The following is a 21,419-nucleotide window of genomic DNA, read 5'->3' as shown; positions in this document are numbered from 1 at the left end:
TATGAAAGTTAAATTTTATGGCGTAAGAGGCTCTGTACCTAGCCCCTGCCCAAGCAAGGTCGGATTTGGAGGTAACACTTCATGTGTAGAAATTACTGGATTTGATGAAACCAAAATTATATTAGATTCAGGGACTGGCATTATAAAGCTTGGGGAGGAGTTGATAGAAGAAAGTACCGACGATATAAATATCTTATTAACTCATAATCATTGGGATCATATTCAAGGTTTTCCATTTTTTAAACCTATTCACCAAAGCGGAAGGAAAATTAAAATTTTCCCAGGGCAAGTAGAATCCAGTGATAAAGATGCTATTTTGACGCAAATGTCAGGTTCTAATTTTCCTGTAAAGTATGATCAATTACCCGCCAGTATTTCTTTATATAAAGAAGCAACAGCATCGAAACGCTTTGCGATTGGCAATTTTGATGTTCAGACTCAAGCATTAAACCACCCGGACGGAGGCACGGCCTACCTGATATCGCAGGCAGGAAAAAAGGTAGCTTATGTTACGGACAATGAATTATTTCCTCCAGGCAAGATAAATACGTCAATCAAAGAGTGGGAAACATTTATTGATGGCGCCGATTTACTTATTCATGACGGTCAGTTTGTGGATACCGAACTACCCGAGAAGCTTGGTTGGGGCCATTCAACCACAACTCAGGTACTCAAATTAGCAAAAAGTGCAAATGTAAAAGCGGTAGCTTTAATTAGCCACGATCCATTTAGAACAGATGAGCAGCTTGAGCAAATCGAAAAAGAATTGAAAGAAGACAGCCGTGGCTTTTTACAAGTTTGCTGCGCAAAAGAAGGCCAGTTAATTGATTTGAGTGCGATTGAGTTTTGAAAATCGCCTTTAAAAAAATAGGTTCAAGACACTTTTGGACTGGAGTGCTAATAACTGTTTTTTTTGTATTTATAGAAACAACAAGAATAGACTATATCTACCAAGTGAATCAAAGGGTAGAAGGGATCCTATATGATTTCCGGCTTAACCTTACCAGTAGCTTAGATGTACGTGAATCAAATGAAAACATTGTCATTGTCGACATTGATGAAAAGAGCATGCGCGAACAAGGTCGATACCCGTGGAGCCGCTCTAAAATATCAGAGCTAGTAACTGAACTAAGCCAGCAGGGCGCTGCGGTTATCGCGTTTGATATTTTCTTTTCAGAACCGGAAGTTAATCCCGTTGATAAAATAGCGATACATTCCAACATCACTAACCCCAGCGTAATTGAAGCTTTAAAAAAAGTTAAACATGAAGTAGATGCTGATTTAGAGTTCAGAGGGGCTTTGTTAGATAGCGAGTCTGTATTGGGCTTTCTGTTAACAGAAGACACTGAATTCACATCAGGCGGACGGCTAAAAACAAGTGTTGAATGGGATTCAGATTTACATCACCAATCCTTGGTAACAAGTTATAACGGAGTGATTAGCAATATAGATGAACTGCAGGAGGCGTCTTTAGGATTAGGTTTTATAAATTCTAGAGCGGACTCAGACGGTTTCATAAGGCGAGCTGCGCTTGTTTTAGAACATAAAGGTAATTTGTACCCATCTATTGCACTCGAGGCGGCAAGGCTTTACACACTTTCAGCTAAAATTAAAACTAATCATAAAATTGATACCAATACTGGCTACAGTTTTTTTGATTCTGTTGAAGTAGCTCAACAACGTGTGAATACAGATGAGTATGGCCAAATGTTAATTCCTTTTAGAGGCCCTGCATTTTCTTTTCCTTATCTGTCGGCCACTGACGTGTTAAATAACAGGCTTGATGGGGAGCAGCTGGAGGGAGCAGTTGTTTTTATAGGCACATCTGCTGTTGGTTTAGCTGATTTAAGGTCTACATCTGTAGGTCTGCAATACCCAGGAGTTGAAATTCATGCAAATGTATTTGAAGGTCTAATGAACCCTGACATTGTTCCTTCTGAACCTGATTGGACAACCGCATATTTAATCATTCAAATGTTGCTAATTGGTTTAGTGGTGTCTAGCTTAATGATAGGGCGAAGTGCAATAACGATTCTAAGCTTAGGGCTTGGTACTGTAACCATCATTTTAGGAAGTAACTTATATCTGTGGTCAATATTAAAGCTGAATTTACCTTTGTTTCTTTCAGTATTATTAACTCTAACACTGACTTTTTACTATGTTTTTTTTGGCTACGTTAGTGAAAGTAGAACTAAAAAAAATATTCAAAGTATGTTTGGACAATATGTACCGCCGCAGCATATCGAAAGGCTGGTTACAAACCCAAAAGGCTCTGAGGTAAAGAGTGAGCGAAGGGAGATGAGTGTACTGTTTGCTGATATACGAGGCTTTACAACCTTATCCGAGTCGCTATCTCCATTAGAGCTAAGTGAGTTTCTAAATGAATACTTATCTGCTGTTACAGAAGTCATATTTAGTCACGACGGTACGATAGATAAATATGTGGGCGATATGGTGATGGCGTTTTGGAATGCTCCCATTGATGAACCAGCTCATGCTGAAAAAGCAATAGATAGTGCTCTAGGTATGCAATCTATTTTGTCGGTATTAAACCGCTCCTATTTAAACAAGGGTTGGCCGGAAGTTGCTTTGGGGATAGGCATAAGTACGGGAGAGATGAACGTAGGTGATATGGGCTCTCAATATCGAAAAGCTTATACTGTACTTGGCGACACTGTCAATTTAGGTTCTAGAATTGAGTCGCTCACTAAGTTCTACAATGTAGGGGTACTAGTGTCAAAGGCCACTAAAAAGCAAGCACCTAAATATAAATATCGGCTAATTGATAAAGTAACGGTAGTTGGTAAAAATGACGCAGTTGAGATTTATGAGCCCTTGAGCAGTGATTGTGCAATTAAGGGAATTGACGAATTACTTAGCCAACACCACGAAGCCTTTAAACTATACTATTCTAAAGACTGGTCTAAGGCGTTACTGTTATTTAATCAATTGGTTAGAAATAACATTTTAAGTACAAGGGTTTATGAAATTATGTTAGAACGTATTAACAGCGTAGATGTAAACTCTTTACCAGAAAATTGGTCTGGTGAATTCATTCATTTAAAAAAGTAGCAAAACTATGGCGCAGCAAAAAATAACAAACTCTTATGCATTGCAACAATTAGTTGATATTAGTATTAGGCTATCAAGCGAAAGTGACTCGAGTAAATTACTGGATGAAATTTTACAGATCGTTATGTCTATCGCCAATTGTGATGCGGGATCAATTTATTCAATTACGTCAGAAAAGCACTTAAAATTTGAGACGGTAATAAACCGTACTTTAGATATCTATTTAGGTGGTGGGTCAGCCAAGACATTAGAATTCTCCGACATTCCACTGTTTATCGATGGTGCACCAAATAAAAACGCAATGGTAGCTCACTCCGCAAACTCAGGTGAAGTCATTAACATTCCTGATGTTTACGCAGCAATTCCCTTTGATGTCAGTGCCGCTCGTAAAATGGACGAAGCGACAGGCTACAGAACACAATCTATGCTTGTAATCCCGTTAAAGGATCATACGGGGGATATCATAGGCGTTATTCAATTAATAAATGCGTTAGAAGATGGACAGACGGTTGAATTCAGTAATGACGTAGAAACTCTCGTTCGGTCATTTGCTTCACTAGGAGCTATATCACTAACGAATACGGCATTAGTGCAAGAAATGGAACAGCTGTTTTCTGCATTTGCGAGAACTATTGCAAAAGCTATAGATGAGAAGTCTCCACATACTGGCGGACACTGCAGACGTGTACCAGCACTAACTCTAATGCTGGCTGAGGAAATACATAAAGAAAGTAGGGGCCCACTCGCGGACTTTACCATGACTGATGCTGATCGCCATGAAATTGATATTGCTGGTTGGTTACATGATTGCGGAAAAATTGCTACACCCGACCACATAATAGAAAAGTCGAAGAAATTGCAGACTATTTTTGACCGTATTGAGTTTGTAAATGCAAAATTTGAAATTGTGGCTAAAGATATCGAGATAGCCTATCAAAATAAAATTATAAACGCGTTGCAAAAGGGCAATACAATTGAAGTTCAGCAACTTAAAACGTCTATGGATAGGGAACTAAAACAACTCAAATTAGATCGGTCTTTTATTCAAAAAGTTAACGTTGGCGGTGAATACCTAAGTGATCAAGATATTGAATCAATAGATCAGGTATCTAAAAGTTACCAACTGGCAATTGAGGGAGTTGCTACTTCAGTTTTGAACGAAAATGAAGTTGAAAATTTGAAAATTCGTCGAGGTACTCTTACCGACGCAGAAAAAGAAATTATGAAAAACCATATGGTTATCACGATGGATATATTGGAAACCTTACCATTTCCAAAACACCTTCAAAACGTCACTGAGTATGCTTTAGGGCATCACGAAACTATGGATGGCAAAGGTTACCCACGTGGCCTGACAAAAGAACAGATGTCAGTTCCAGCAAGACTAATGGCGTTGGCGGACATATTTGAGGCCCTATCTGCTGCTGATAGACCATACAAAAGTGCCAAGCCTGTTAGTGAATGCCTAAAAATAATGGGATCTCTAGTTGAAAATAATCACCTAGATAGTGATATTTTCGCTATATTCGTAGAGTCTAGAGTATATGAAAAGTACATTAGAGAGTTTGCATCAACTGATCAACTTGACCCTTTTGATATATATGAGCTTCCGGGTTATCAGCCAATTGAATAGCAAAATGTAAGCTAGCTAGATACGTCAAATAAAATAGTTTCAAAAACAAAAGAGCGTCTACACTTATTGTAACGTATACCCAATTTAGTCTAGTTAATAAAGATCTGTCAAAAATAGATGGATGAGGCCTTCATGAAAAAAGAATCAAAGTTATTTTCGATTTTATTTATCACGTTATTTATTGAATCTATTGTACTCGCTTTTGTGTATGACACATTACCAGAGGCCATTGTCATTGGTGGAGGAGCGTTAGCAATTGGCCTCTACATGGTACGAACGGCTCCTGAAGCCGCACTAACAAGACACGTTGCCGCTCTTGTTTCTATGGTATTTGCATGCCTTCATATTCACCAATTAAATGGCTTAATTGAAGTTCACTTTGAAATATTTATATTATTAGCTTTTCTAATCGTTTACAGCGATTGGAAAGTGTTTATTTCTGCCGTTGGCTTAATTGCTGTACACCACGTTTCGTTTTATGTGATGCAAACAAATGGTGTAGATGTTTATATTTTTGATGAAGATCGACTGTATTTTTCTACTGTAATTATCCATGCTGTTTATGCAGTGGCAGAAGCCATAATTGCGGGATACATTGCCAAACAACTTTTTGATGACAGTATTGTTGGCAAAGAGCTTACTGACCTAACAAAAAGGCTAGTAAGCAATCCTACCGAGATAGACTTATCAACTCGCTCATCTGTTCCGGATAATCAAGTTCTTGATGGTTTTAATTCGTTATTAGCTTTGTTAGAGACGACGATAATAGATGTGAAGAAACAAACGAAAGAATTAATAGAGAATAATAGGCAACTCGCTACTTCGAAAGACGGCTTGTCTTCATCAACGCAATATCGCAGTGATGAAATTAATATAATAGCTTCGTCAATTACTGAAATGGTGCAGACAGTTTCCCTGATCGCAAACAATGCAACACAACTAAGTTCACAAATGGGTAAAGCTCTCGACTTAACTGAAGTTACAAAGGTTTGTATCACCGAAATTAATGACAACAATAAGACGTTAACGAATGCCCTCAATTTAACAAGCGAAGAAATAGCAGAGTTATCTAAATCTAGTGAAGCAATTTCCGCCGTTTTAGCGGAAATATCAGGGATTGCTGAGCAAACTAATTTATTAGCACTAAACGCGGCTATTGAGGCTGCCAGAGCTGGAGAGCAAGGGCGAGGTTTTGCTGTCGTTGCGGATGAAGTTAGAGCTTTGGCCACAAGAACCAAAGAAAGCACAAGTAAAATCACAGAAACGATGGCGAAGTTATTAGAGTACTCAAATCGTTCTACCGACTCTATGGGTAAATGTTTAGAAGTAGTGAGTAATGTGAATGAGGTAGCTGCAGATGCTACGGCTAAAATAGAAGAAGCGACATTTTTGGTTGCAGAATCTAGCGATATTGCAATTGCGGTGGCAGAATCTGTAGATGAACAATCGCAAACAATTAATACAATCTCTGAAAATACTGAAAATATGCGTACATCCAGTGTCGATGACTTAAGTCGAATTAATGAATTGGAATTGGAAGCCTCAAAAATTGCGAGGTCTATAACGTCTCTTGAGCAGCATGTCTCCAACTTCAAAGTCTAAGCTCTCTTTAATCCACATTAGCTTAGTGCTTGTTTGGTTAGTTGGCACTGTGTTCGCAGCCAACTACTTTATAGCTAAAAGAATGACGCATTTTGATTCAAACAATCAACTTGCCAATGTTGAAGTTAAGCAACTATTCAAACGGTTGCATGATGAAGGTTTTATTTCTAGTGAAAACTCGAAAACCGTTATTCACTTTACTGCAGATGGGTGCCACTGCAATAAAGTTCCAGAAAGCCATAAAGTAGAGATAGACAAACTAGTTAGAAATAAAGGTTTTGAAGTCTTAAACCGAAAACTCAGTAGTCAATTTACTGATATTGTTCCTGCAGCACCTTCGGTAATTGTTGTTGATAAAGGGCAATTGGTCTATTTAGGTCCATACTCTGCGGGCTATAGTTGCTCAAAAACCAATAGTTTTGTGGATATGGCGATTAACAATCATCTACAAGGTTTCGAGTCAGATGTTGTGGTTTCTGATGTTACAGGCTGTTTTTGCCAAGTTTAGTACACCTATTATCTTTAATCGGTAAATTGCTGATTATATTACGCAATTTATTTCCAATATCCCAACTAGCGTCTATGCTTAAAGTGTAATTATCTTATCCACGATAAAACATTTGATGGTTCTCTATGCGTATAAATTGGTCCGTAACCCTTCGTTTTTTAAGCCTATCTATCTTAGCAATGGCTCATCAGAGTATGGCATCCACTCAATTTGATTTTAGTGGTTTTGGGACTTTAGGTTTGGCTACAACAGACTCTAAACAATTTGGATATCGCAATGATATGTCTCTTAATGATGGTGTTGATTACCATAAAGCTGATTTTTCCCAGGTAAGTAATATAGGAGTACAGTTGCACTACAAAGTTACAGATGACTTGGACGTTGTAGGCCAGATTATCTATAGAAAACAAGATGAAAATGACTTGGATGGGGCAACTCAATTAGCGTTTGCCAAATACCGCGTAACCCCGAAGTTTGATATACGCTTAGGTCGTACAGCTATCGATGTGTTCCATTTTAGTGATGTCAGAGATATTGGTATAGCGTATCCTTGGGTTGTATTACCAAATGAGGTTTACGGGCTTATACCAAATCGTCATCTTGACGGTGCTGATGTTATTTATAGAAGCCGGATTAACAAAGTCGCATTCTCTTCAAAATTATTCTGGGGAGAAACCAAAAGTGATTTTTCGTCCTCTACCTTTGACCCAATAGACTTCTCTCCTTTAACTGGAATTAAATTAGAGCTTGCTCAACAGCATTGGTTAGTAAGCGCTAGGTACACCAAAACTAAAGCACAAAATACCAGTGCCGGCTTAGGGCAGTTTATCACCGCGCTTCCGTCTTTCTCCCAATCCATACCTAATATAGGAGCATTAGCTAAACAAATCGATTTTACAAACAAGGACATAATTTATAAGTCTATTTATGGTCAATATAATTGGGACCATTTTGAGTTGTCTGGGGAATGGGTTCATATCGATTCCGGCGCGTTGCCTTTAAAAGAAATAGATAATGCCTTTGTTAATTTGAGCTACCAAAATAAAAATCACACCTTTTATGTTTCCTATTCGTTAGTGGAGTCAGATGGTTATAAGTTTGCCGAAACATTAGTGGAACCTGAATTGGTTCAGCAAGTTGTTTTTAGAATAGAAGAGGTTGTTAATACATTCCGACATAATCAAAGCACTACCTCTTTAGGCTGGCGATGGGATGTTACAGAAACCACGGCGTTAAAGGTTCAGTGGCAAAATGTAAATATAGATCCAAGAGGTGGTGGGTTGCAGAAAGTGGACGGGTTTCGAATTCTGGCCACGAAAGAAAGGTTTAATAACTTATTTGCTTCCGTGAGTTTTACGTTCTGATGTATTTAGTTAATCGCACACTCAAGCTTATAGTGGTTGGCACCTTTTTGTTTATGTCTCCTGTTTACGCAGTAGACAGCGACAAGCTGGTTGTTGTTACCAATATAAAAACGCCTGTTGAATCTGTATCAAAAGAGGAGCTAATTGACCTTTTTATGGGACGTTATGTCGCTTTTCCTGGTGGTGCAAGCGCCAAACCGTTAGATGTAAATGATGGTTCGGGCATAAAAGAAGTGTTTTATCGTCAGCTGCTTGGTTTGTCTTTAGGCAGGGTAAACTCATATTGGTCTAGACTGAGGTTTACGGGTAAATCACAGCCGCCAGAGCAAATCGAAAATTTCAACGACGTTAAAGAGGCAATAAAAACCGATAATGAAGTTATTACTTATATTTATCAATCTCAGATGAGCGAGTCGATGAAGGTGGTATACCAGTTTGAATATTAAGTTTGGAATCGCAGCAAGACTTGCTAGTTTTATTATAATAGCTGGTTTGGCTATTGCTTTTGTTGCGTCAGAAATTTTTTATAAGCAGACATATAACGCGGAAGTTTCAAACGCTAAAACTGCGATTGGCGAACTAGTTAAAACTATTTCTCCGACTGCATCTATTGCCGCATTTGTATCTGATGAAGAGCTTCTTAAAGAAGCAATAAATGGGTTAGCACGAAGTAAAAACGTGAAGTCAATAGCTTATAAAGATGAAAAAATAAAATACAAAGTAAATGAAGCTGGTTTTGATGAAAACCTAGCGATAACTTTTGATGTTCAACACCCATTTATAACAACAGAAAAACTTGGTGAAATAAGTATCACTCCAGACTATAGACAGATTGAGAGCGATGCGGAGCTAATAAGTTCTGTGAATAGTTTTGTTCTTTATTTGCTAGCCATTTTAGTGACCATAGCGTCTATATTCATTTGCTACTTCCTAGTAACTAGACCGCTTGTAAGAACAAGCAAAGTTCTATACGAGATGGAAATTGGTACAAAAGAGCGGGTAGATACCCCACTAAGTCATTCGGCGACGGAAATCGGCACCTTGGTCAGAGGAGCAAACCGGCTATTGGATAATGTGGAAAACCAATTCAGGCAAGAACGAAACCTCAGGGAAGAAATAGAGGCACTTGAGCAGCGTTTTAGGATGATATTTGAAAGTGCTAAGTCGGCAATTGTATTGATAGACACATCAGGTAAATTAGTGCTTTATAATGATGCGTTTGTCACGCTTTTAGAGTCATTAGGGTTATACATCAATCAAGAAAACACTGAATATTCTGATTTGCTTATAGAGTTATTTGAGGAGCCGAAGCAACTGTTAGAGTTCGTTAGTGAGTCATTGCGCCGAGATGAAATAGCAATAGGTGAATATAAACTAAAGGGGCTTTTCACCTCAAAATCATTTTGGGTGCAGCTATTTGTTAGTGCGGTAACAACAGAGCAAAATGAAAAATATTATCAAGTGACATTAAGTGACATATCGAAACGAAAACAGGATTTAGAACAGCTAGAGAAACAAGCAGACTTTGACGCGTTAACTCAAGTTTTAAACCGAAATGGCGGCGAAAAGAAAATTGAATTAGAAATAGTTAGAAATCGCTCTTTTGCAATTGTATTAATTGACTTAAACGGCTTTAAGCAAGTAAACGATACCTATGGTCATGACGCGGGTGATGCCGTTTTAATCGAAGTGGCAAAAAGGCTAAGTGAAAATATTCGTCACGATGATACGGTAATTAGATGGGGTGGAGATGAATTTGTATTGTTACTACAAATTAATAAAGTTAGAAAAGAGATGGTTATAAAAGCAATGGACAAAGTGCGAGACGCTATTACTAAAAGTATTGATGTGGGATCTAATTATAGTGGGGTTTCTATTGGTTTGAGTGCAGGTGTTGCATTTTATCCAGAGTCTGCAGATACGCTAGATAACTTAGTTAAAGAAGCTGACCAAGCAATGTATCGAGCAAAAGAACTAAAGTTAACTGCACCTGATAAATACTTATTCTTTTCTGAAAACTAAAAAGCGAGGACTAGCCTCGCTTTTTACATTACTGCTTTAAGTATTAGATTATAAACCTAACACCTTCAACTGTTTTGCCACTACCTTTGCTGGAAGTGGGATATAACCGTCTTTTTCAACAATTTTTTGGCCAGCTTGTGAAAGAACCATTTTTACAAACTCAGCTTCCATAGGAGTGAAAGGTTTGTTTGGGTGCTTGTTTACATAAACGTAAAGGAAACGAGAAAGAGGGTATTTACCCGCTACTGCATTTTCCATTGATGCTTCAACAAAGTTGTCGCCGCGTTTAGCTAATGCTACCGCTCGTACACCAGACGTCTTATAACCGATACCAGAATAACCAATACCATTTAGAGAAGCAGAAACCGACTGCACAACAGAAGCTGAACCAGGTTGTTCATTTACATTGTTCTTAAAGTCGCCTTTACAAAGTGCTTTTTTCTTGAAGTAACCATATGTACCAGAAACTGAGTTACGACCAAATAACTGAATGTCTTTTGCAGTCCATTCACCTGAAAGGCCTAAGTCGCCCCAACGGTCGATATCAGCATCGCCACCACATTTACGGTTTGATGAGAAAATAGCATCTACGTCAGAAATGCTAAGACCTTTAATAGGGTTGTCTTTGTGAACAAAAACAGCCAAAGCATCAATTGCAACAGGGATTGCTGTAGGTTTGTAACCGTGGCGCTTTTCAAACGACTCAATTTCTTTAGACTTCATTTTACGGCTCATAGGACCGAAGTTAGAAGTACCTTCTGTTAATGCTGGTGGCGCTGTTGAAGAGCCAGCTGCTTGAACTTGAATGTTAACGTTTGGGTAAAAGCGTTTAAACTCTTCAGCCCAAAACGTCATCATGTTTGCTAAAGTATCAGAACCCACTGAAGACAGGTTGCCTGAAATGCCACTAGTCTTTTCATAAGTAGGAATTTCTTTGTCTACCGCTTGTGCGCCAGTGCTTAAAAGAGTTGCTAGTGTGAAACCTAATGCGCTTGCTAGTGCTTTTAATTTCATGTGTTGCTCCATTATTAATTGAGTCAATATGAGTTCAGATTGGTTGGGTTATCTGATTCAATTCTTTATTAAACTGAGGCTATCTTAGTAAACGAATGTGACAAGTATATGACATGAGAAATTAATTTTAATTAAATATTACATAAAAAAAAGCTGCATCAAGTGCAGCTTTTTTTCATTCAAAAACTTCTGTTTTTATTAGAATTTTTGTTCTAACCCAACAGCAAAGTATGACTCATCTTCAGCCATGTCAAAGTTGTATGTAGTATAAAAAGCAAAGATTTTTGAGCTCTTAGCTAGCTTTCTATCAACACCAAATGTAAAGCCATTGTCATCTTCAAGTGTTTGGTATTGGCCTTTAAAATTGTACTTACCAACTTTATATTGAGCATTAATTAAGTAACCGTCTTTATCTTCACCTGTCTCTACATTTTCTTGTGATTGGAACATAGCGCCAATAACAACTTCATCTAATTTTGTTGCAAACGTAACACGAGTGGCGTCATAACCTTTTACTTCGTTATCGATTGCTACTGCTGCATAAAACTTACCTTTTTTAAGCGCTGAATCACCGTATGCAACAGAAAGTGAAGTTGCAGAGTCGTCATTCTCTTCATCAAGTATATAGCTTACACCAACTTGGAAGTTATTGATTTTAGGTGTTTTGTAAGTTATTGAATCACTCATGCGGTTTTCACCTTTCCATAAGTGCTTAACATCGCCCTCTAAATCAGAAAACAAGTCGAATTTTCCTTGCGACTGTTTTAATGCTGTATCGTTGCGGCCTATTAGTACTTCACCAAACGAACCGCGAATACCAATGTATTGATTACGTGAAGTTAAGTTTAGTTCTTTTGATTCGTCTGAAACGTCTACTTGCATCTCATACTTATAAATCATCTCTAGGCCGCCATCTAGCTTTTGAGAACCTTTAACACCTAAGCGAGATGCGTTACTTTTTATTTCGGTAGTAGTATCCACGCCGTCGTCTGAAGACTGAACGGTTAAGTTTGCCTTTCCGTAAACTACAGGATCTGCAAATACAGCTGCCGGAGTTGAAGCCAAAATTGATGCAGCAACTAAAGTTTTAAAAGTTTTCATAGATTTGTACCCGTCAAGGAAGTTTGAAATTAAATATAAGTTGGGATGCCAACTTCAATGCCGCAATTAGACTACAGAAATGTTACAGAAATATTTCAATAGGTGTTTTAAATGACATTTTTATTAAATAAAGTCGCTAAACATTTCATTAATATGATAATCAGCAGCTTTATTCTTAGACCATTTTAGCAGTTATTTTTAATTTCGCGTTGTAGGGAAAGATAATTCACATGCGGGTGTACAATCTTCTACTTCAATAGTTTCAGGCGTTATGGTCACGATTGCATGTTGCTGCCCTAAGTTGTTCGCTGTTACATGGTGAGGCAGCATAATGTCTGAGTCTTGAAAATGAATAAACTTATGGTCATGGGTATGGAACGTATAATCTACACCTGCCTCTTTCAGTGTGGCACTAAGGGTTGGCTGATTTTCCCATGGTTTTATGTGAGACATGGCGATGGTGTGATTGCGTTTCTCTTCTTCATTAACCGCAGCTTCAGCTTCAATCCAGCTTACGTCCGGAACGTTTTCGAATTCATATTGGTTATTATTAAAAGCAATAAATTTGGTCTCTAAAAAGGTAAAGCTGTAATCAAAAGGGCCAAATGTATTTCGCCAAATCTCTTGTCCAAAAGATAAGCCGTCATGATTACCAACTACACTTAATATTGGTTTCGTCGTTTTTTCTAAAGCTTTGCAGGCCCACTCAAACTCTTGGGCTATGCCCGTTTCTGCAATATCACCTAGTAGTACGATGAACTTTATTGAATCATTTTTGTTTAAACGCTCAATGGTGTTTTCTAAGTCTTTTGGAAACTGTTGGGGATCGCCAACGATAGCGAACTGGAAATCAGCTGTAGGGCTGATAGTTGACTCTACTTCTTTAAGCCACTCTAGGTTTTCAGAAATGGTCATTCCAGGACAATGGGCATCGGTTTCCCATGGAGATAGCTCATAATCACAAGCACTGAGTAAAAGCGTAGAAATTACAAGTGTGGAAATTTGCTTTATTAGTTTCATTAAAATGCTTTCCTTATTCCAACACCCCAGCTAGATATGCCAGCCAGTCCTAGAAGTTCATAATTGTCTCTATAAAAAGAATAGTTTCTGGCGTAATTTATCAATCCAACATCAAGTACGGACCATTTAATAAAAACGTCAGTGTCGCTGGAGATTTCTGCCGCCAGCTCATATTCAAATAAAATTCTTAATGCAGTTGGTGCATAGTATCCACTTGGTATGCCTTCAGGCAAAGAAAAGAACAAGGCCTCGTGATCAGCATAAATTGTGGAGACTCCGAAATTGATAGGCTTTAAATTAATTTCGTTATCCCAAGCGCTAAAAGAATACTCAGTTGTGCCTCGGTACATATAATTCAAACTGTAGATATTAAATGCATCTCTATCTGACTCTGAGGGTACATAACCTAGTCCTAGAGATACAAAGTGCTTACTAGTCAATTCATAACCAATAGCAGCATGTACAGAGCCTTTTAGTGCGCCGGTTTGTATTTCCCATTCGAAAGGAGACTCGTTTGCGTGTGCAAGCGGAGCAAGCAATATAAGAAGTAGTAAAATTCGTTCCATAAAACGTGTTCAATTCCAATCTAAAAAACCAACTGGTCAGTATGTTATCGCAAAGTTAGCGCAAGTTTTACCGTTAATTTAATTAGGAGGTCGATTAAATCTGTATATACTTTGAATGTTACAAAGGTAAACTATAATTCAAAGTGGTGAGCCAGATAATTTAGTTCACTTTTACTTAAATGTATTTAAAATAAGAAAAAATTGTAGAGATAGGGTTTCGAATGTCGAGAGAACAGTGGGGCATATGCAGTGAAGCAAATTTGCATGGTTTGCACTTGTTTTTTAATACCCATGAAGGCTATGAACCTGCAATTAGAGAAGCATTAAGTCAGCTACCCGCATTATTTGATGAAATTAATGAACAATTTTCCGAAGCTATGTTCAGTGGTGTTGTTGCTATAGGTGCTAATTTTTGGTCCGAACTCTATCCAAGTAATAAACCTACCGATTTAAAACCTTTTCCGTCAATGCATCATGAAGATAGGCACATGCCTGCGGTGCCGGTTGATCTTTTTTTCCAACTGCGATCAGACCGGCATGATGTTAACTATATAGCTAGTCGACGTGTCATGAACCTATTTGGTGAAATGATAGAGCTTATTGAACAAGTGCCCTGTTTTAGATATTTGGATGGTCGAGATCTCACTGGTTTTGTCAAAGGCACGGCCAATGCAAAAGGACGTCAACGTAGAAATGTCGCCCTAATTAATGGCCCAGGGCCTTTTAATAATGGCAGTTATGTCCATGTTCAGCGTTTTCGTCACAATATCAATCGCTGGCAAGGGATACCGACGGAAGAGCAGGAATTAATTATAGGTCGTTGTAAAAGTGACAATGCAAGAGTAAGCCAAGAAGAGTTACCAGAAACAGCTCATACATATAGAGCACGTTGCTTTGATACCGATGGAAACCCAATACAAATTCTAAGGCAGAGTATGCCTTACGGAAACCTTTCTACTCAAGGTCTACTATTCATTTCATATTGTGCAATTCAAGATAGCTTTGAGCGAATTTTGGCCAATATGGTTTTTGGTAGTGATGAGGGGAATTATGATCATTTACTTAATTACACTACAGCCGAAACTGGCGCCGCCTTTTTTGCTCCGTCTATTGATTACTTAATCAATCAGGGTAATCTTGGTTAACATATAAAAAACTTTTATCGTCGAAAAAGGAATTCTCATGAATGAAATACTAAATGCTGCGATCTCTGTAGAGTTTGCACTCCTAATACTTGTAATAATACTCCTAAAATATTCAATTAAATTTGTTCCTCAAAACAGAGCATACGTTATTGAGCGATTTGGTAAATTCAATAAATCTATCGAAGCCGGTTTAAACTTTCTTGTGCCGTTTATTGATGTTGTTGCCTACGATCGTTCACTTAAAGAGCAAGCGGTTGATGTTCCAGGGCAGTCAGCTATCACTAGAGACAACATCTCTTTAATTGTAGATGGTGTATTGTATTTCCGCGTTTTAGACCCGTACAAAGCGTCTTATGGCGTTGATGACTATGTATTTGCCGTTATCCAGTTATCGCAAACGACTATGCGTAGTGAAATAGGTAAAATGGAACTCGATAAAACGTTTGAAGAGCGAGACTCTTTAAATACTAATATCGTTGCGGCGATAAACGATGCCGCTGCACCTTGGGGTGTACAGGTTTTACGTTATGAAATAAAAGACATAGTTCCACCGCAGTCTGTAATGGAAGCGATGGAACGTCAGATGAAAGCTGAGCGTGAAAAGCGAGCTCAAGTTTTAGAGTCTGAAGGTGATCGTCAAGCCGCAATTAACGTTGCAGAAGGCCAAAAGCAAGCTCAAGTACTTGCTGCTGAAGCTGAAAAGTTAGAACAAATATTAAAAGCTGAAGGTGAAGCTAAAGCTATTATGCAAGTGGCTGTTGCCCAAGCAGAGGCCTTAGAAACCGTTGGTAACGTTGCCAAAACTGAACAAGGCCAAAAGGCGATACAATTAGATTTAGCAACTAAAGCGATTGGTGCGAAAGAGGCCATTGCTAAAGAATCTTCAATTGTACTTTTACCAGACAATGCAACAGACGCTAGTAGCATGGTAGCTCAAGCAATGAGCATTATTGGCACGATGAATAAAAGCTAACAGGAGCCGTTATGACTTTTTTTGAAAACACAGCACAAATGTTAATGGCCGCCGGTGTGATAATGGCGGCAATAGACATAGTGTTACTTGGATTTGCTACGTTCTTTTTAACGCTAGTAGGTCTAGCCGTATTAACGACGGGGATTTTACTTCATTTTGGTATTATCACCGATAGCTGGACGATGTTGTCATTATCTATCGCTGTTTTATCAGGTTTATACAGCGCACTGCTGTGGAAACCATTAACTAAACTGCAAAAGTCTCAGCCAAAAACAAATGTTCACTCAGACTTATTTGGTCATCAGTTTAGGCTAGAGACGGGCGTTAGCCCAGAAAGTGCCGGGAGCTATCAGTACTCAGGTATTACTTGGAGAATTGAGAGTGATGAAGAGTTGGTGGCTGGAACTCAAGTTGAAGTGACCGACATTCAAGTTGGAATGATGACGGTCAAGTCATTAGGCAAGTAACACAACGATAGATGAGGTTGAGTTACACCGTTTCGAATAATGTTCTTACGTTATTTAAGGTGTACTCAATTTCGCTAACCTTTAATGGCGCTATAAAAATAGTGTCGTCACCCGCGATTGTTCCTAGTACACCTTCCGCTTTACCTACAGAATCTAGTAAACGTGCAATAAGCTGAGCAGCACCAGGGCTTGTTTTTATAATAACCATTGCTTCATTGTGGTTGATATCCAAAACTAATTGGCGAAGTGGGCTTTTTGCAGTAGGCATCCCAAGCTCAGCTGGAAGGCAATAAACCATTTCTTGTTTTGCATTACGTGTGCGCACCGCGCCAAAACGAGTAAGTAGACGAGATACCTTTGATTGACTAATATTGTCAAAACCTTGATTTTTTAATGCGTCGACGATATCTATCTGTGAACCGAATCGTTCTTCGTTTAAAAGTTCTTTAAATGCTTTGATTAATGCTTCTTGCTTGTTTTGCGCCATTGTATTTTTTCCTTGCCAGCTACTCGAGCGGAATTTTAATGCATTTCAACATATAATACTAATTGCGAATTGAGTTTTCGCCGAACTTTCAGTATGGTTGCGGCAAAATTTACTTCTCGATCATTGATTAAAATTGGAGATTAATATGAAAGTTGCAGTATTAGGTGCCGCTGGTGGTATCGGTCAGGCTTTATCGCTATTACTTAAAACTCAGTTGCCTGCGGGTTCTGAACTAGCATTATATGACGTAGCACCGGTTGTTCCAGGTGTTGCCGTTGACTTAAGCCATATCCCAACTCAAGTAAAAGTTGAAGGTTTTGGTGCAGATGCGTTAGACAAAGCATTAACTGGTGCAGATATTGTTTTAATCCCTGCTGGCGTACCTCGTAAGCCGGGTATGGATCGCTCTGATTTATTTAATATCAATGCGGGTATCGTTAAGACATTAGTTGAAGGCATTGCAGACCATTGCCCAGAAGCAATGACAGCAATTATCACTAACCCTGTTAATACAACGGTTGCTATTGCTGCTGAAACTTTAAAAGCGAAAGGCAAGTACAACCCAGCTAAATTGTTTGGTGTTACTACGCTAGACGTAATCCGTGCAGAAGCATTTGTTGCTGAAGCAAAAGGCCTAAACTGTGAAGATATCGTTGTTCCAGTAATTGGTGGTCACAGCGGTACTACAATTTTACCTCTTCTTTCTCAAGTTGAAGGTGCTGAGTTCACTCAAGAAGAGCTTGAGAAACTGACTCACCGTATCCAGAATGCGGGTACTGAAGTTGTTGAAGCAAAAGCGGGTGGCGGTTCTGCTACTTTATCAATGGGTCTTGCAGCAGCTCGTTTCTGCTTAAGCCTTGTTGACGCAATTAACGGTGAAGACGACGTATTTGAATACACATACGTTGAAGTGAACAGTGAAGATGCGCGCTTCTTTGCTCAGCCTGTACTAATTGGTAAGAACGGTGTTGAAGAGATTTTCCACTATGGCGACCTAAGCGACTTTGAAGAGAAATGTAAAGCTGACATGATTGAAGGCTTACGTGGTGACATTACTCTTGGTGAAGAGTTTGTAAACGGTAAGTAATATACTGCCTGTTTATAGTAAAGAAAAAGCACCTTAGGGTGCTTTTTTTATATCTGAGTTTTTGTAAGACTTTATTTCTACTTGTCTGTATTGCTAGCTTTGCTCTTGCTCTTGCCTCCAGGCCCACCAAGAGTATGCAACGGGAATAAGCGCCGCTGGAAGCACCACTACCGGAAGAACGACCTTTAAGACTTGATTGTCGATAAAAGGAATTAGAACAATGATGACTAAACCTGCGATCATGAATAGTTTCCCACCTAGTCGATGAGTCTTTTTCCAAACACTGTCACTACTTAGTGTCCATGGCGTTTTTATTCCAATAAAAAAGTTACTTCTCGTTTTAGTCATGTAGTTTCCGGTTACTATGAATAATGCACCTACGGCTGACAAAATAACTTTATGCATTTCAAAATCAACGCCCATTATCAAAGCGATATAGCTTGCTTCAATCACCGCAAAAAATACGATGATAGCCGTTATTATGGCTTTTGCGGCTTGGAGTGAATCTAGTAAATTTTGTTTTCTAGGCTCAATATATTTAAGCACGAACAACAATGTCAGTGTACCAATCATAATAGCAGGCGGCATTAATAGAGCGTGAGTCGCATCAGCGAAGCGATCTATTTCTCCATTTATGTTCCAATGGATAGGAAGAGTTAAACCCTCTGGGAGGTTAACCAGTGTTGCTACACTCGCAATAACGGTGGCAAGTGTAATTAAGATACTAACCTTTACTGAATTCATACGTTGTCCTTTTCATTTTTATTATTACTACCAAACAAGCTAGTCATTAATTAGAATGGAAGAAAAAATAGATAAATAGACAGGTTGGTTTATCCCAAGAAGATATTTTGAGAAGTGGGGGCTAAACGCTATTCGTCATTCTCATTGGGAATGTGTGAGATTAAAGCATGCTTGTTGAGAATGTCTCTTAATTCTCCATTTTTCCGTATGGTAATTATGGCCTCATTTATTTTTTTAAGGTGTATTAAGTTCTCAATACGAAGACGTAATCGAATTAATCCAGTGGTATGGACAAGAGGAAAATCAATATCAACGTCATGCACTTTAGCCCAGTGTCGGGCTACCTCCCGCTCAAGAATAGCGACTCCAAACCGATCGTTCTTTAAACCTAAAATAACTTGTTGCTCATTTAAAAAATCGATTCGATTAAATTTGTTGTCATTAAGATAAAAATATCCCGCGATAGTACCAATGTCTTTACCAAAGTATGAATGAGGGGAGGTGAGATTATGCTGAGTTGCTTTTTTTACAACAAACATTTCTGATATTTGGAAGATGGGCTCAGTAACCACAAACTTAGATTCATCAATACCATTGGTAAACCACTCCAAACACATAAAATCAAAGTCAACTAAGCCACTAAGAAGTGCTTTTTCCGCTCGTTTAGGAGGAAAGTTAACAGGCTTAAAAGGAATGCCAGAGATATTAGAAATGTGATTTATCACTTCTTCAAACACGCCAATGCTACCGGCGTTAGCGCCTTTCTGATATGGAATCCAACCGCCTGTCTGGCCCAAGTCATAGTAGAGTATATCGTTATGTGTTTTAGATTTTTTTGGGGTTGGTAAGGCTTCAAGTTTGCTGCTAGCAACCAAGCACAACATAACCAACAGAGGTATCAAGACGTTCATAGCTGGTAAACCTAGTTAAAAATTAAATAACAGAAATGGGTGCATTTATTTAACTATAGATGGTTTTAATACTGTCGTATTACTTTATTACATTTTTAAATATGAATAACTTTTGAAACCTCTTGTTACACTTAAGTGTTTGAACTAAAAGCGAAACCATCTATTAATAAAGGAGTGCAATTGCTTTTTTAGCAACTTGTGCATTCATTTAAATTTAATAAGGAAATATATGAAAAATTTAATTATGTTGACTTTGGCTACAGCAACAATTTTAGTAGTTTCATTTAACTCTGGTGCCGTTAGACACCAAGAAAATAAGTTGGTGAACACGTACTATACGGATGCAAGCAAAAATTTAGTTGCAAGCGTAGAATACCTACCTTGCCCAACCTATGGAAATAATAGTGCTGGGTGGCGCTGGTTAGAACCAGGCCCTAGAACTGAATTCGTAGTCACTTCAATAGGTGAAAAATGTGAAGTCGGTGGCCCAAATGGCCCTGGAATGGAACCTGAATAATTGAAATAGCGCTAAATAGACGCACAGTCTAGGGTATTAGGCTGTGCGATTTACGGCAGTATGGGCTAAGCCTATTAATGCTTGTTTAAATGGATTGTCCTGAATCAAAGATAATGCTTCAATTGCTTTATCTGCTTCTATTTCGGCTTTTTCAGTAACGTATTCAATGGCTTTGGTTTCTTCTAATGCCAACATGATAGCGTCAAAGTTGTCCATTCCATTTGCATTTTCTATGGCGTCTTTTATGAGTGCAGTTTGTTGCTCATTGCCATTCCACATTGCGTAAAGCAAAGGTAATGTTGGTTTCCCTTCTGCAAGATCATCGCCTACATTTTTTCCCATATCGTCGGCATCAGAACTGTAATCCATAACATCGTCAATTAACTGGAATGCGGTGCCTAAATGCATGCCGTATAGCTGCATGGCTTTCTCTATGTTTTCATTGGCACCAGAAATGATTGCAGCTAACTGAGTCGCAGCTTCAAATAAACGAGCTGTTTTGCCATAGATAACATCGAAGTAACTTTTTTCTGTGGTATCTGGATCATTACAGTTCATTAGCTGTAAAACCTCACCTTCAGAAATAGTGTTTGTAGCATCTGCCAAAATATTCATGACTCGCATCGAGTCTAGCGTTACCATCATCTGGAAAGAACGGGTATATAAAAAGTCACCAACCAAAACACTAGCTTGATTACCAAAAACAGCGTTCGCTGTTTCCTTTCCTCTGCGCAGAGTAGACTCGTCTACTACATCATCGTGCAGTAGTGTTGCAGTATGAATAAACTCTATTATTGCAGCTAAAGTGTGGTGTTTATCACCTTTATAACCAAGAGCTTGGGCAGCCAAAACAGTAAGCATTGGCCTTATTCGTTTGCCACCACTATTAACGATATACATCCCTAATTGGTTAATTAAAGCGACATCAGATTTTAATTGCGCTGCTATGCATGCGTTTACTTCTTGCATGTCATTTTCAGCCAGTTCGAGAATGTTTTTTATATTCATGTACCGCAGTTTTTGGTTGCTTATGATTTTGAGACCGAAGTTTACCTGACAAACAAAAAATACCCAAAAAATTATCGATTAAGTCCAACAATTGAAGGATATAAGGACGCAAATTTACAAAATACAAACTTTTATTAAATTAAAGGCAAATTACACTTGCGCTCATGGCCGTAGTCAT

At 38.5% G+C, this 21,419-nt stretch carries 21 protein-coding genes; 13 read left to right on the top strand and 8 right to left on the bottom strand.

Annotation, left to right across the window (positions count from 1 at the left end):
• Nucleotide 1: 1 nt before the first annotated feature.
• The 8 genes from ABD009_RS05485 to ABD009_RS05450 all read left to right on the top strand — a co-directional run bounded on the left by ABD009_RS05485 (nt 2) and on the right by ABD009_RS05450 (nt 10,201).
• Nucleotides 2-850 carry an MBL fold metallo-hydrolase gene (locus tag ABD009_RS05485; protein WP_343823386.1) on the top strand — a complete coding sequence of 283 codons (849 nt, stop codon included), beginning with the start codon at nt 2-4 and terminating at the stop codon, nt 848-850.
• Between the two features lie 44 nt (nt 851-894).
• Nucleotides 895-3,072 (top strand): CHASE2 domain-containing protein, encoded by a 2,178-nt coding sequence (locus tag ABD009_RS05480; RefSeq protein ID WP_343823384.1) that lies wholly within the window; start codon nt 895-897, stop codon nt 3,070-3,072.
• Nucleotides 3,073-3,079: 7 nt separating this feature from the next.
• Nucleotides 3,080-4,705: a GAF and HD-GYP domain-containing protein gene (locus ABD009_RS05475; protein WP_343823382.1), complete on the top strand. Its 1,626-nt coding sequence runs from the start codon at nt 3,080-3,082 to the stop codon at nt 4,703-4,705.
• A 132-nt stretch (nt 4,706-4,837) separates the two neighbouring features.
• Nucleotides 4,838-6,307 (top strand): methyl-accepting chemotaxis protein, encoded by a 1,470-nt coding sequence (locus tag ABD009_RS05470; protein ID WP_343823380.1) that lies wholly within the window; start codon nt 4,838-4,840, stop codon nt 6,305-6,307.
• A complete protein-coding gene (locus tag ABD009_RS05465; protein ID WP_343823378.1) occupies nt 6,285-6,815 on the top strand; it encodes a DUF6436 domain-containing protein in 531 nt (176 codons plus the stop codon). The genes ABD009_RS05470 and ABD009_RS05465 overlap by 23 nt, the downstream gene beginning before the upstream one ends.
• A 194-nt stretch (nt 6,816-7,009) precedes the next feature.
• Complete coding sequence (locus ABD009_RS05460) at nt 7,010-8,179, top strand: hypothetical protein (protein WP_343823376.1); 1,170 nt, start codon at nt 7,010-7,012, stop codon at nt 8,177-8,179.
• Between the two features lie 53 nt (nt 8,180-8,232).
• Nucleotides 8,233-8,625: a type 2 periplasmic-binding domain-containing protein gene (locus tag ABD009_RS05455; protein WP_343823374.1), complete on the top strand. Its 393-nt coding sequence runs from the start codon at nt 8,233-8,235 to the stop codon at nt 8,623-8,625.
• The gene (locus ABD009_RS05450) at nt 8,615-10,201 is read left to right on the top strand and encodes a diguanylate cyclase domain-containing protein (RefSeq protein WP_343823372.1); all 1,587 of its coding nucleotides are present in this window, start codon (nt 8,615-8,617) and stop codon (nt 10,199-10,201) included. Before ABD009_RS05455 ends, ABD009_RS05450 begins: the two co-directional genes overlap by 11 nt.
• A gap of 48 nt (nt 10,202-10,249) precedes the next feature.
• On the opposite strand, the gene ABD009_RS05445 is transcribed toward ABD009_RS05450, so the two are convergent.
• From ABD009_RS05445 to ABD009_RS05430, 4 genes are all read right to left on the bottom strand, one after another.
• Nucleotides 10,250-11,215 (bottom strand): PstS family phosphate ABC transporter substrate-binding protein, encoded by a 966-nt coding sequence (locus ABD009_RS05445; RefSeq protein WP_343823370.1) that lies wholly within the window; start codon nt 11,213-11,215, stop codon nt 10,250-10,252.
• A 198-nt stretch (nt 11,216-11,413) separates the two neighbouring features.
• On the bottom strand, nt 11,414-12,316 hold the full coding sequence (locus tag ABD009_RS05440) for a porin (protein WP_343823368.1): 903 nt from the start codon (nt 12,314-12,316) through the stop codon (nt 11,414-11,416).
• Nucleotides 12,317-12,514: 198 nt separating this feature from the next.
• Nucleotides 12,515-13,336, bottom strand: a complete 822-nt coding sequence (locus ABD009_RS05435; RefSeq protein ID WP_343823366.1) for a metallophosphoesterase family protein — start codon at nt 13,334-13,336, stop codon at nt 12,515-12,517.
• A complete protein-coding gene (locus ABD009_RS05430) occupies nt 13,336-13,902 on the bottom strand; it encodes a hypothetical protein (protein WP_343823364.1) in 567 nt (188 codons plus the stop codon). Before ABD009_RS05430 ends, ABD009_RS05435 begins: the two co-directional genes overlap by 1 nt.
• 221 nt (nt 13,903-14,123) lie before the next feature.
• Here ABD009_RS05430 and ABD009_RS05425 point away from each other — a divergent pair, with 221 nt between their 5' ends.
• The 3 genes from ABD009_RS05425 to ABD009_RS05415 are packed head-to-tail and all read left to right on the top strand — an operon-like array spanning nt 14,124 to nt 16,487.
• Complete coding sequence (locus ABD009_RS05425; protein ID WP_343823362.1) at nt 14,124-15,047, top strand: Dyp-type peroxidase; 924 nt, start codon at nt 14,124-14,126, stop codon at nt 15,045-15,047.
• A 37-nt stretch (nt 15,048-15,084) separates the two neighbouring features.
• Nucleotides 15,085-16,020, top strand: a complete 936-nt coding sequence (locus tag ABD009_RS05420; protein ID WP_343823360.1) for an SPFH domain-containing protein — start codon at nt 15,085-15,087, stop codon at nt 16,018-16,020.
• An 11-nt stretch (nt 16,021-16,031) separates the two neighbouring features.
• Entirely contained in the window at nt 16,032-16,487 is a 456-nt protein-coding gene (locus tag ABD009_RS05415) for an NfeD family protein (protein WP_155695746.1), read from the top strand.
• 22 nt (nt 16,488-16,509) lie between these two features.
• On the opposite strand, the gene argR is transcribed toward ABD009_RS05415, so the two are convergent.
• A complete protein-coding gene (argR, locus tag ABD009_RS05410) occupies nt 16,510-16,974 on the bottom strand; it encodes a transcriptional regulator ArgR (protein WP_155695745.1) in 465 nt (154 codons plus the stop codon).
• A gap of 145 nt (nt 16,975-17,119) precedes the next feature.
• Here argR and mdh point away from each other — a divergent pair, with 145 nt between their 5' ends.
• Nucleotides 17,120-18,061 carry a malate dehydrogenase gene (mdh, locus tag ABD009_RS05405; protein ID WP_343823357.1) on the top strand — a complete coding sequence of 314 codons (942 nt, stop codon included), beginning with the start codon at nt 17,120-17,122 and terminating at the stop codon, nt 18,059-18,061.
• 93 nt (nt 18,062-18,154) lie between these two features.
• Here the strand turns inward: mdh and ABD009_RS05400 are convergent, their stop codons facing one another.
• Together ABD009_RS05400 and ABD009_RS05395 are read right to left on the bottom strand one after the other, a co-directional pair.
• The gene (locus ABD009_RS05400; protein ID WP_343823354.1) at nt 18,155-18,805 is read right to left on the bottom strand and encodes an SdpI family protein; all 651 of its coding nucleotides are present in this window, start codon (nt 18,803-18,805) and stop codon (nt 18,155-18,157) included.
• A gap of 128 nt (nt 18,806-18,933) precedes the next feature.
• The gene (locus ABD009_RS05395) at nt 18,934-19,716 is read right to left on the bottom strand and encodes a substrate-binding periplasmic protein (RefSeq protein ID WP_343823352.1); all 783 of its coding nucleotides are present in this window, start codon (nt 19,714-19,716) and stop codon (nt 18,934-18,936) included.
• A gap of 229 nt (nt 19,717-19,945) precedes the next feature.
• Here ABD009_RS05395 and ABD009_RS05390 point away from each other — a divergent pair, with 229 nt between their 5' ends.
• Nucleotides 19,946-20,233 carry a hypothetical protein gene (locus tag ABD009_RS05390; protein WP_343823350.1) on the top strand — a complete coding sequence of 96 codons (288 nt, stop codon included), beginning with the start codon at nt 19,946-19,948 and terminating at the stop codon, nt 20,231-20,233.
• 36 nt (nt 20,234-20,269) lie between these two features.
• Here ABD009_RS05390 and ispB read toward each other — a convergent pair whose 3' ends face one another.
• A complete protein-coding gene (gene ispB / locus ABD009_RS05385) occupies nt 20,270-21,241 on the bottom strand; it encodes an octaprenyl diphosphate synthase (RefSeq protein WP_343823348.1) in 972 nt (323 codons plus the stop codon).
• Between the last annotated feature and the right edge of the window lie 178 nt (nt 21,242-21,419).

The organism is Psychrosphaera haliotis, from assembly GCF_039523615.1.
Lineage (GTDB): Bacteria > Pseudomonadota > Gammaproteobacteria > Enterobacterales > Alteromonadaceae > Psychrosphaera > Psychrosphaera haliotis.
The sequence above is the reverse complement of the archived record's forward strand: the minus strand, read 5'-3'. Positions and strand labels throughout refer to the sequence as shown.

Bases quoted from the DNA above. Each gene is read 5' to 3' on its own strand.
- ABD009_RS05435 (WP_343823366.1), bottom strand. From the start codon at position 13,336: ATGAAACTAATAAAGCAAATTTCCACACTTGTAATTTCTACGCTTTTA.
- ABD009_RS05455 (WP_343823374.1), top strand. From the start codon at position 8,233: ATGTCTCCTGTTTACGCAGTAGACAGCGACAAGCTGGTTGTTGTTACC.
- ABD009_RS05430 (WP_343823364.1), bottom strand. From the start codon at position 13,902: ATGGAACGAATTTTACTACTTCTTATATTGCTTGCTCCGCTTGCACAC.
- ABD009_RS05425 (WP_343823362.1), top strand. From the start codon at position 14,124: ATGTCGAGAGAACAGTGGGGCATATGCAGTGAAGCAAATTTGCATGGT.
- ABD009_RS05460 (WP_343823376.1), top strand. From the start codon at position 7,010: ATGGCATCCACTCAATTTGATTTTAGTGGTTTTGGGACTTTAGGTTTG.
- ABD009_RS05415 (WP_155695746.1), top strand. From the start codon at position 16,032: ATGACTTTTTTTGAAAACACAGCACAAATGTTAATGGCCGCCGGTGTG.
- ABD009_RS05445 (WP_343823370.1), bottom strand. From the start codon at position 11,215: ATGAAATTAAAAGCACTAGCAAGCGCATTAGGTTTCACACTAGCAACT.
- ABD009_RS05395 (WP_343823352.1), bottom strand. From the start codon at position 19,716: ATGAACGTCTTGATACCTCTGTTGGTTATGTTGTGCTTGGTTGCTAGC.
- ABD009_RS05475 (WP_343823382.1), top strand. From the start codon at position 3,080: ATGGCGCAGCAAAAAATAACAAACTCTTATGCATTGCAACAATTAGTT.
- ABD009_RS05400 (WP_343823354.1), bottom strand. From the start codon at position 18,805: ATGAATTCAGTAAAGGTTAGTATCTTAATTACACTTGCCACCGTTATT.
- mdh (WP_343823357.1), top strand. From the start codon at position 17,120: ATGAAAGTTGCAGTATTAGGTGCCGCTGGTGGTATCGGTCAGGCTTTA.
- ABD009_RS05470 (WP_343823380.1), top strand. From the start codon at position 4,838: ATGAAAAAAGAATCAAAGTTATTTTCGATTTTATTTATCACGTTATTT.
- ispB (WP_343823348.1), bottom strand. From the start codon at position 21,241: ATGAATATAAAAAACATTCTCGAACTGGCTGAAAATGACATGCAAGAA.
- ABD009_RS05465 (WP_343823378.1), top strand. From the start codon at position 6,285: ATGTCTCCAACTTCAAAGTCTAAGCTCTCTTTAATCCACATTAGCTTA.
- ABD009_RS05440 (WP_343823368.1), bottom strand. From the start codon at position 12,316: ATGAAAACTTTTAAAACTTTAGTTGCTGCATCAATTTTGGCTTCAACT.
- ABD009_RS05390 (WP_343823350.1), top strand. From the start codon at position 19,946: ATGAAAAATTTAATTATGTTGACTTTGGCTACAGCAACAATTTTAGTA.
- ABD009_RS05485 (WP_343823386.1), top strand. From the start codon at position 2: ATGAAAGTTAAATTTTATGGCGTAAGAGGCTCTGTACCTAGCCCCTGC.
- ABD009_RS05420 (WP_343823360.1), top strand. From the start codon at position 15,085: ATGAATGAAATACTAAATGCTGCGATCTCTGTAGAGTTTGCACTCCTA.
- argR (WP_155695745.1), bottom strand. From the start codon at position 16,974: ATGGCGCAAAACAAGCAAGAAGCATTAATCAAAGCATTTAAAGAACTT.